Here is a 1191-nt window from a genome sequence, read left to right as displayed (position 1 = left end):
GGGACGAGCTTCACGATGCGCTCGATATCGGGAATGAAGCCCATGTCGAGCATCCGGTCCGCCTCGTCGATCACCAGAAGCTCGACACCGGAGAGCAGGAGCTTCCCGCGCTCGAAGTGATCCAGCAACCGACCGGGCGTGGCGATCAGCACGTCGACGCCGCGGGTGATCTTGGCGTCCTGATCGCCGAAGGACACCCCCCCGATGAGGAGGGCGACCGAAAGACGGTGATTGATGCCGTATTTGTCGAAATTTTCCTCGACCTGGGCGGCCAATTCGCGGGTCGGTTCGAGGATCAGGGTCCGCGGCATCCGGGCGCGAGCGCGGCCGGTCTCCAGAAGCGTCAGCATCGGCAGAGTGAACGCGGCCGTCTTGCCCGTGCCGGTCTGGGCGATGCCCAGGACGTCCTTGCGCGCGAGAACATGCGGAATCGCCTGCGCCTGGATGGGCGTCGGTTCCGTGTAGCCTGCGGCAGCAACCGCTTGTTGAACTTTATCGCTAAGTCCGAGTTCGGCGAACGACATCGATGATATAACCGTTGAGGGCAAGAGTGCGCTTTCCGTGCCAGCCGCTCAGGACGGCAACAAACAGGCGCGAGATGAGTTTCGCTCGAAACCCAGTTTCAAACGAAGCTGGGCGGACCATAGGACAAGTCGACCGCTTGTCAATCCAAGGAAAGAGATCGATGTCGGAGACTCTCATCCTCATCCCGGGGCTTCTGAATACTCGGGATCTCTTCAGGGACCAGATCGCGGCACTCTCGGTTTCCCGCCAGGTCAGCATCGCGGACCATACGCAGGACGCCTCTCTGCCGGCGATGGCGGAGCGTCTCTTGAAGGAGGCTCCACCGCGTTTCGCGCTCGCCGGCCTCTCCATGGGCGGCTACCTCGCGCTGGAAGTCATGCGGCAGGCGCCCGGGCGAGTGACGCGCCTGGGTCTGCTCGATACGTCCGCCCGCCCCGATACCGACGAGGCGAGAGGCAAACGGGAACGGCTGATCGCACTGGCAGAGGAGGGCAGGTTCGGCGATGTTCCATCTCTTCTGATGCCTGAGATCCTCTCGCCGGAGGCTCAGACGGACGAAGGCATGAAGGAGCGTCTCCTCGCCATGATGATGGAGACCGGGCCGCAAGCGTTTATCCGGCAGGAGAGGGCGATCATGGCAAGATCCGATTCCAGGGGGATGCTGCC

2 protein-coding genes are annotated in these 1191 nt (G+C 62.9%); one reads left to right on the top strand and one right to left on the bottom strand.

What is annotated here, in order from left to right; all coding sequences use genetic code 11:
• On the bottom strand, positions 1-524 hold a 524-nt coding region (locus AC1DT3_RS21915; protein ID WP_477467285.1), incomplete at its 3' end, for a DEAD/DEAH box helicase.
• Positions 525-685: 161 nt separating this feature from the next.
• On the opposite strand from AC1DT3_RS21915, the gene AC1DT3_RS21910 reads away from it, so the two are divergent.
• Positions 686-1191, top strand: a 506-nt coding sequence (locus AC1DT3_RS21910; RefSeq protein WP_477467284.1) for an alpha/beta fold hydrolase, incomplete at its 3' end; no start/stop codon positions are given.

The organism is Microvirga sp. P4_G7, assembly GCF_056401005.1.
This window is presented reverse-complemented; position numbering and strand designations above follow the sequence as displayed.